An 8,786-nucleotide genomic window follows, 5' to 3' on the forward strand; every position below is an offset into this window, starting at 1 on the left:
AGGATCAAACTCTCCAAAAAAGATCATTCGATAACCTGGCTGATCCGTCCCGACGGGGGTCGGGACAACAGCCATCCAAAACATAAATGGCACCACAGACAAAAATGTCGACACACTGTTGAGTTCTCAAGAAACAGACACCGCTTCCCCGGAGTTTTTCGGCTCCGGAGAGGTGTTCTCTTTCGGTGATCCCTACTCTACCAGATCTTTCCGACTGCTTTTCCACCGCTTCACGAGAAAGCAGCAGCACCCGAATCCTTCGCGATTGCGAAGCCTCGGAAGCGAATCCGAAAGGAGGAGGAAGGGAGTTCGCCAGTGTGATCATCGGCAACATGCGCTGCACTGATCCGCACTCGGCGACGTCTAACTACGCTACGCCTGGCCGGAACTGACGTCAAGTCAGATGCGCTCGGATCCAGCCATCCCGGTCAGCGCTGAAGTGTCGGCTTCAGTTCGCGCAGCCGATCGAGCAGACCGTTGACGAACTGCGGGGAGTCCGCCGTGGACAGCTCCTGAGCCAGCGAGACCGCCTCGTCGATGGCGACCACTTCGGGCACGTCCGTGCCCCACAACAGTTCGAACAGGCCGAGACGCAGCACATTGCGATCCACCGCCGGCATCCGGTCGAGCGGCCAGCCGATCGAGTAGGTCTCGATCAGCGAGTCGATCCGCTCCAGATGCTCGACCACGCCGTTGACCAGCTCGATCGCGTACTCGCCGATGCGCGGGTCGGTGTCCTGCGCGGTCGCCTGCTGGGACCTGGCCACGCGGTCGGCCAGGACGCGTGACGGGTTCACGCCCTTGAGGTCCGCCTCGAAGAGCACCTCGAGGGCGCGCCGCCGCGCCTTGCTCCTGGTCGCCACGTCAGCTGTTGATCCGGCCGAGGTACTTACCGTCGCGGGTGTCCACCTTGACCTTCTCGCCGGTGGAGATGAACAGCGGGACCTGGATCTCGTAACCGGTCTCCACGGTGGCCGGCTTGGTGCCGCCGGTCGAGCGGTCGCCCTGCAGGCCGGGCTCGGTGTACGTGATCACGAGCTCGACGGCCGCCGGCAGTTCGACGTACAGCGGCACGCCGTCGTGCGTCGCAACGGTGGCCTCGGCGCTTTCGAGCAGGAAGTGCGCGGCGTCGCCCACCGTCTCGGCCGGGACATGGATCTGGTCGTAGGTGTCGGTGTCCATGAACACGAAGTCGGTGGACTCCTTGTACAGGTACTGCATCGTGCGCTTGTCGACGTTCGCCGTGTCGACCTTGATGCCGGCGTTGAAGGTCTTGTCGACCACCTTGCCGGTCAGCACGTGCTTGAGCTTGGTGCGCACGAACGCCGGGCCCTTGCCGGGCTTGACGTGCTGGAACTCCACGACATTCCACAGCTCGCCGTCGAGATTGAGCGTCATGCCGTTCTTGAGGTCGTTGGTCGAGGCCACGGCCGGGTGACTCCTAGCGTGAGACTACTCTGATCTGATTGCCAGCCGACAAGTCTACCGTCCGGGCAACGGCCCGATTGCCGCCGAACTGGGGCGACCGGTGGTGCGACGGGGGCGGTGGCACGCGGCGGTCGGCGCGTTTGCGCGGCCCGCGCTTGCGTCAGGCGGAGACCTCGGCGTACGCGGCGGCGAGCAGCTGCGGGTCGGGGGCTTCGAGGACGGTCGGCTTGGCCAGGCCCTGCAGCACGATGAAGCGCAGGCGGTCGGCCCGGGACTTCTTGTCGATGCGCATGGCGTCGAGCAACTTCGGCCAGGCGTCCGCCTGGTAGGTGAGCGGCAGGCCGAGCGCGCCGAGCAGGTCGCGGTGCCGCTGCGCGGTGGGTTCGTCGAGGCGGCCGGCCAGGCGGCCGAGCTCGGCGGCGAAGACCATGCCGACCGAGATGGCGGCGCCGTGCCGCCACTGGTAGCGCTCGTTGCGTTCGATGGCGTGGCCCAGGGTGTGGCCGTAGTTGAGGATCTCCCGCAGCCCGGATTCCTTCAGGTCGGCGGAGACCACATCGGCCTTGACCTGGACGGCGCGGCGGATCAGCTCGTGGGTGTGCGGGCCCTGCGGGGACTTGGCCGCTTCGAGGTCTGATTCGATCAGCTCGAGGATGGCCGGATCGGCGATGAAGCCGCACTTGACCACCTCGGCCAGGCCGGCGACGTACTCGTTGCGCGGCAGGGTCTCCAGCGCGGCGAGGTCGCACAGCACGCCCGCGGGCGGGTGGAACGCGCCGACCAGGTTCTTGCCCTCGGCGGTGTTGATGCCGGTCTTGCCGCCGACCGCGGCGTCGACCATGCCGAGCAGCGTGGTCGGGATCTGCACCACGGGTACGCCGCGCAGCCAGGTGGCGGCGGCGAACCCGGCCAGGTCGGTGGTGGCTCCGCCGCCGACGCCGACGATCGCGTCGGTGCGGGTGAAGCCGGCCTGGCCGAGCACCGACCAGACGTAGGCGAGGACCTGAGCGGACTTCGCCTCCTCGGCGTCGGGCACCTCGACGGTCACGGCCTCGTAGGTGACGTCGAGGTCGGCGCGGATCGCCTCGGCGGTGGCGGCCAGCGCCTTGGGGTGGATGACCGCGACGCGCGCGGGCTTGCTGCCGAGCAGCGCGGGCAGTTCGCCGAGCAGGTTGGTGCCGATGACGACGTCGTAGGGGTTCTCGCCGCCGACCTTGACGGTGGTCGAGTCGGTCATGCCGGCAGCTCCTTGACGATCAGGTCGGCGACCTCTTCGGGGGTGCGGTCGACGGTGGAGACGGTGATGGTGGCGACCTGCTCGTAGAGCGGCCGGCGCTGGTCGAGCAGCTGGCCGAGCTGGCCGCGCACGTTGCCGAGCAGGAGCGGGCGGGCGGTGCTCAGGCCGGCCCGGCGGGCGGCCTCGGCCAGGTTCACCTCGAGATAGGCGACGTGTTGGCCGGCGAGGACCTGTCGGGTTTCGTCGCGCATGATCGCGCCGCCGCCGAGGGAGAGCACTCCTTCGTGGGTGGCGACGGCGGTGCGGACGGCCTCGGCCTCCAGGTCGCGGAAGTAGGGCTCGCCCTTCTCGACGAAGAGCTCGGAGATCGTCATTCCGGCGGTGGCCTCGACGTCGGCGTCGGTGTCGCGGAAGGCGACGCCGAGCCGGTCGGCGATCAGCGGGCCGACGGTGCTCTTCCCGGAGCCGGGGGCGCCGACGATGATCACGCGCGGGCTCACCGGAGCACCTCGAGCCCGCGGGCCTGCACGTCGGCCAGGTAGGCGGCGACGTTGCGCGCGGTCTCGGTCACCGAGTCGCCGCCGAACTTCTCCAGCACCGCCTCGGCGAGGACCAGGCCGACCATGGCCTCGGCCACGACGCCGGCGGCGGGCACGGCGCACACGTCGGAGCGCTGGTGGTGCGCGGTGGCGGACTCGCCGGTGGCGGTGTCGATGGTGGCCAGCGCGCGCGGGATGGTGGAGATCGGCTTCATCGCGGCGCGCACCCGCAGCACCTCGCCGGTGGACATGCCGCCCTCGGTGCCGCCGGAGTGGCCGGTGCGGCGGCGCACGCCGGGGCGGCCGGGGTCCATCTCGTCCTGGGCCAGGGAGCCGCGGACCGCGGCGAGGCCGAAGCCGTCGCCGAGCTCGACGCCCTTGATCGCCTGGATGCTCATCAGCGCGGCGGCGAGCCTGGCGTCGAGCCGCCGGTCCCAGTGCACGTGACTGCCGAGGCCGGGCGGCAGGTTGTAGACGAGGACCTCGACGACGCCGCCGAGGGTGTCGCCGGCCTTGTGGCAGGCGTCGATCTCGGCGACCATCGCGGCGCTGGTGCCCGGATCGAAGCAGCGGACCGGGTCGGCGTCCACGCGTTCGAGGTCGCCGGGGCCGGGTTGCAGGCCGTCGGGGGTGGCGATCGGGCCGAGCCGCACGACGTGGGAGACGATGTGGATTCCGGCGGCCTGGTCGAGGAAGGCGCGGGCCACGTCGCCGAGCGCGACGCGGGCGGCGGTCTCCCGGGCACTGGCGCGCTCCAGGACCGGCCGCGCGTCGTCGAACCCGTACTTCTGCATGCCGGCCAGGTCGGCGTGGCCGGGGCGGGGCCGGGTGAGCGGGGCGCTGCGGGCCTGGCCGGAGCCGGTGCTGGAGAACTCGGCGGAGCCGGGCTCCACCTCGTCGAGCGAGGCGGGGCCGGCGATCGGGTCGGCGGCCATGACCGTCTCCCACTTGGGCCACTCGCTGTTGCCGATGCGCACCGCGATCGGGCCGCCCTGGGTCAGGCCGTGCCGCACGCCGCCGAGGAAGGCGACCTCGTCCTGCTCGAACTTCATCCGGGCGCCGCGGCCGTGGCCGAGCCTGCGGCGGGCGAGCGCGTCCGAGACCGCCTTGGTGGACGTGCGCACGCCGGCCGGCAGTCCCTCGATGATCGCGACGAGCGCGGGACCGTGCGATTCGCCTGCGGTGAGCCAACGCAACATGCCCCGATCATTTCACGGAGTGCTCGGCTGGCGGAAAAGGTTGTCCACAGGCCGGGATATGGTCTGACTTTTTCCGGCGACTTTGTCAGGTCCCCTGGTTCGGCCGTCGGTGGGCTCCGCGAGTTGTTCGGCGGGCGGCCCGATGGGAGACTGACCCGTCCCTCAACGGCGATGCGTGCGGCGAGGTTGGGAGTGCGGATGTCCAGCACAGCGGGCTTCGGCGGGGCGGGAGCCACGGGGGCGGGGAGCTTGGCGCGCTCGACGCCGCAGGTGTACCACGATGCGGTTCTGGCGTCGCAGCAGCCTGATGGCCGGGATGCGGGCGCCGGCTCGGGGTCCCTGCCGCCGTTGCTGCCGCCGCCGATCGATCCGAGCCTGGGTGCGTTCGCGCCGGGCACGAGCCCGGTTCGGCAAGGGACTGAGAGCGCGCCGTCGAGTTCGGGTGTGCCGATGCAGCACGAGCAGGGGCCGCCGCAGCACATGCCGCAGGGGACTCCGCAGGCGCCGCAGACTCAGCAGGTCAGGCCGATGCCGCCGCAGCAACAGCAGGCGTCACACGACCCTCAGGCCCAGCGGCAGGCAGGTTTTCCGGTGGCGCGCGTCTTCGATGGCGTCAAGCCCGATGGCGGCCCGTTGATCAATCGCCAGAACCTCGATCCACGCGAGGTACCGGCGCTCCAGGCGTACCTGACCCGAGCCCCCGTCGTGCTTTCCGCACCTGGGACAACACGTGACGAACTGGTGCCGGGCGCGCCGCCGAACGTGCCGCGCGCGTTCCACAGCGACGGCACGTGGATCTGGCCGGCGGCTGTGGGCTACTACCTGAGTCTTTACCAGCTTCCGCCGCAACCGGAACTGCTCGCGCACATCAGGTCTCGCCAGTACACGCTCGCGCCGGTGCACCCGCAGGCTGTGCAAGCCGCCGCCGCGCAGATCGTCGCGACGCTTAACGCACAGCAGGCACACCCACCGGCACCGCCGCACGTGCCCCCGCGGACTCCGATGCACGCACCGCAGCAAGCGCACCAGGCGCAAGACAGCGTGGGCGGACCGACCGTTCACACCGATCCGGTCGCTCCCGTGGCTTCGGCTCCGCCGGAAGCGGTGAACCTGATCGAGTTCAGCGCGGGCTTCAACGCCGTGGGCAATCGTCATGCGGCGTGGATTACCGAGCAGCTGGAGACGTTCCTGGCCTATCTGCCGCTCGGCGAGTGGTCCGTTGATCACGCGACGCGGACGTATCGGCAGTCCGGTCGTGAGTTCGCGGTCGACGCCCTCGGCACGCTCTCTCCGGCGGGCGTCTGGACCTGGGCCTGGGCCGATCCGTCGAGCTGGGGGCAGAACTCGGCGATCACCGAGCAGGCCCGGCGGTTGCGCGCCCTTGGCGAGCGCGAGGGCATCGCAGAGTTCGTCACCGCGGCCTTCGGCCTCGTGGGCATCGCGGACGCGCCTGACAGCCCTCAGGACGCCGCGGAGATGCTTGCCTGGACCGCCATGGGGATGCTGGGCGCGCGCGGCTACATCGGGCACTCCGGCCCGGACGGAGAGGGCGGGGCACGCGTGTACTACGTGGTCTGCGATCCCTCGGTACCGAGCGCGGTACCTCGGCTCGGCACGGTACCGCGCTTCGTGATGGAAGGCGCCGCGACGTTCGGAGAGGACGCGGCCGAGTGCGTGCTCGGATACGTCGAGCACCACGGCTGGGAGTGGAGTCGCGTGCCGGGAGGCATCGTGGTTGCGGCCGAGGGCATCGGTTCGTTCACGGTGGAGTTCGCAGCGGACGGTCAGCTCACCGGTCTGTCGCTGCACAGGTGATGGTGCCCGAGCCACGGCGCTCGACGCGTATGAGCCAGCTGCCGCACGCGGCACCCGGGCCCCACAGTCAGCGTTCGCCGAGCGCTGCGCTCCCGGCTTCCCGCATGGCCGCGACCACCTTGTCGCGCTGTGCCGGATCGGCTCCGGTCATCAGCTCCACCTGTAGCGCGGCCTGGTGGATAAGCAGATCGAGTCCGCCGAGCACCGTGCCGCCCGCCTGTTGCCAGGCGGCAGCGAGGCGCGTCGGCCAGGGGTGGTAGATCACGTCGAAGAGCGTGCCCACAGGCTTGGTCACGCTCTCGGCCAGTTCGTCGGCGGCGCCCGCAGGCGTCGTGTTGACGACAAGCGGGCTAGCGAGTGCGGTAACCGCGCCGTCCCAGCCGTGAACGCGCAGTTCGATGCCTAAGCGCTCCGCAACCGGCCGCAATTCGTCGGCCCGGGCCAGCGAGCGCACGTAGATATCAACGCTGCCGCCTTCGACGATCGAGGAGAGCGCCGCGAGCGCGGACGCGGCGGTAGCGCCCCCGCCGAGAACCGCCGCCGTATCCGCAGCGGTGATCCCGCGCTCCGCGAATGCGGCGACGAAGCCAGGCACGTCCGTGTTCTCGCCGCTCAGGGCGCCGTCCTGACCGAACAGCACGGTGTTGACGGCCTCGACCGTGAGCGCGGTTTCGCTCACCGCGTCGAGCAGTGGCATGACCGCGCGCTTGAGCGGCATGGTCAGCGACAGGCCACACCACTGGGTCAGGTCGAGCCCGCCGAGAAACCCCGGCAGCGCAGCCTCGTCCACATCGAACGCCTCGTAGCTTCGGCCGCTCTGACCGAGCCGCTGGTACGCGGCCCGGTGCAGTACAGGCGAGAGCGAATGCGCGATGGGTGAGCCGAGTACCGCAGCGCGATAAGCCGTCGTCATGCGGTCGTCATGCGGCGTCGTACCGCCCCTTCCATCGCGCCAAGGTCATCATTTCGATCCGCACAGCCCCTTGTACTTCTGGCCGAGCTGCTGCCACTGCGTGTTGTTCGCCGCGTACATGACACCGTCAGGCGTGGCGCAGAAGTACTGGTAGTTGTTGGCCCGGTTCGGGTTTATGGCCGCGTCGACCGACGCCTGATCGGGGTTGTCGATCGGGCTCGGCGGCAGCCCCTTGATACCGAAGACGCTGGTGTTGTACGGGTTCGTGGTGTCCTTGTTGTTCGGTACCGTGCCGACGTTGCCCATGCCGTACAGCGTGGAGGTGTCGAAGCCCAGGTGCGCGAACAGCGCCGGGTTGTTGAACCGGTTGAACACCACTCCGGCGATCTTGTTGAGGTCGGCGGTGTTCGACCCGGCCTCGGCGCGCGCCAGCGAGGCGATGATCAGCAGCTTGTACGGGGTCAGGCCGAGTCCGGCCGCCTTGGCGACCAGGTTCTCCTGGTTGAAGACCGCCATCTGGTCGTCGACCATCTTCTTCAGCAGCGCCGTGGGCGACTTGAAGTCGGTCAGGACGTACGTCTCGGCCGCGATGAAGCCCTCGATGTGGGCGTACGGGAACTTCGCGCCGGGCTGGCCGGTGTCCCAGGACGGCAGGTCGATCTGGCCGCCGGCGATGGCGGCGCGCACGTCCGCGTCCTTCCAGCCGGTCTTGGTCTCCAGCGCGGCGAAGATCTGGGAGGCACGCTCGCCGCCATAGGTGATCAGCTGCGACTTGCTGTCCTGGTTCTTCGGGTCCAGCAGGTCGGTGATCGCGCTCGCGGCGCTGATGCCCTTGGGCAGGAGGTAGGTGCCGGCCTGTATGTTGCCGCACTTCGGGTCGGAGTTGCAGGCGTTGGTGAAGGCCCGCTGGCTCTTGATGATGCCCGCGTCGAACAGGATGCCGCCGATCGTGCGGCCGCCGGAGCCGGACGGGATCGTGACGTCGATCTTCGCGCCGGTGCCCGTGGTCGAGATGTAGTCCGGCGGCGCGCCGTACTTGCTCTGATACCACTGCACGCCCTTGTAGCCACCGTAGCCGAGGCCGCCGGCGATCACCGAGAAGGCGATGAAGACGGCGAGGCAGTTGCGGCCCTTCTTCTGCTTCTTGCCGCCGCGGCCCGAGCCGGGCTCTTCCCCGTCCTCGTCGTCGATCAGGCTGAAGCGGCCGTCGTTCGGCGGCTGCTCCTCGGGCACGGCGTCGGCGGGTTCGCCGCCACGGCGGCGATTGCGGGGCGACGGAGCTTCGGCGCGGTTTCCGGCCTCGCCGGGGTAACCCGGGGAACGGCGCGGGGACCGCGACGCGCCGGGGAATTCGTCATCGTCCTCGTACTGCGCGTAGTCGTTGGACGTGTCAGGAGCCGGACCACCGCGGCGCGCGTACGGGTCCTGGACCCGCATCTGCGACTGCGTGCTCGCCGGGCCGCGTCCCGGGGCGCCACGGCCGGCCGCCGGATAGCTGCTGCCTGGCGTCTGGGCGCCAGTCTCGTAGCCGCCACCGGTGGTCGGGTATTCGCCACTGCGGCGGCGCGGGTCACGGTCGACGGGCTGGTACTCGCCACTCGAGTAACCGTCGCGGGTCGGGCGCGTATAGCCGCCGGACGAGTACGGGTCGCTCG

The 8,786-nt window shown here is 69.8% G+C and carries 8 protein-coding genes; 1 reads left to right on the forward strand and 7 read right to left on the reverse strand.

Annotated elements, in window-relative coordinates; genetic code table 11:
- Window positions 1–428: 428 nt before the first annotated feature.
- The 5 genes from nusB to aroC all read right to left on the reverse strand — a co-directional run bounded on the left by nusB (window position 429) and on the right by aroC (window position 4,403).
- Complete coding sequence (gene nusB, locus VFB40_RS21890; protein WP_324853596.1) at window positions 429–863, reverse strand: transcription antitermination factor NusB; 435 nt, start codon at window positions 861–863, stop codon at window positions 429–431.
- Window position 864: 1 nt separating this feature from the next.
- Complete coding sequence (efp, locus tag VFB40_RS21895) at window positions 865–1,428, reverse strand: elongation factor P (protein WP_324841426.1); 564 nt, start codon at window positions 1,426–1,428, stop codon at window positions 865–867.
- Window positions 1,429–1,588: 160 nt separating this feature from the next.
- Window positions 1,589–2,665 carry a 3-dehydroquinate synthase gene (gene aroB / locus VFB40_RS21900; RefSeq protein ID WP_324853598.1) on the reverse strand — a complete coding sequence of 359 codons (1,077 nt, stop codon included), beginning with the start codon at window positions 2,663–2,665 and terminating at the stop codon, window positions 1,589–1,591.
- Window positions 2,662–3,165: a shikimate kinase gene (locus VFB40_RS21905; protein ID WP_324853600.1), complete on the reverse strand. Its 504-nt coding sequence runs from the start codon at window positions 3,163–3,165 to the stop codon at window positions 2,662–2,664. Before VFB40_RS21905 ends, aroB begins: the two co-directional genes overlap by 4 nt.
- Window positions 3,162–4,403, reverse strand: a complete 1,242-nt coding sequence (aroC, locus tag VFB40_RS21910) for a chorismate synthase (RefSeq protein WP_324853602.1) — start codon at window positions 4,401–4,403, stop codon at window positions 3,162–3,164. The genes VFB40_RS21905 and aroC overlap by 4 nt, the downstream gene beginning before the upstream one ends.
- A gap of 198 nt (window positions 4,404–4,601) precedes the next feature.
- On the opposite strand from aroC, the gene VFB40_RS21915 reads away from it, so the two are divergent.
- Complete coding sequence (locus tag VFB40_RS21915; protein WP_324853604.1) at window positions 4,602–6,218, forward strand: DUF6882 domain-containing protein; 1,617 nt, start codon at window positions 4,602–4,604, stop codon at window positions 6,216–6,218.
- A 67-nt stretch (window positions 6,219–6,285) separates the two neighbouring features.
- Here VFB40_RS21915 and VFB40_RS21920 read toward each other — a convergent pair whose 3' ends face one another.
- Both VFB40_RS21920 and mltG read right to left on the reverse strand, forming a co-directional pair.
- Entirely contained in the window at window positions 6,286–7,131 is an 846-nt protein-coding gene (locus tag VFB40_RS21920; protein WP_324853606.1) for a shikimate dehydrogenase, read from the reverse strand.
- A gap of 48 nt (window positions 7,132–7,179) precedes the next feature.
- Window positions 7,180–8,786, reverse strand: a 1,607-nt coding sequence (mltG, locus tag VFB40_RS21925) for an endolytic transglycosylase MltG (RefSeq protein ID WP_324853608.1), incomplete at its 5' end; no start/stop codon positions are given.

The sequence above is a fragment of the Actinocrinis sp. genome, from assembly GCF_035650855.1.
Taxonomy (GTDB): Bacteria; Actinomycetota; Actinomycetes; order Streptomycetales; family Catenulisporaceae; genus Actinocrinis.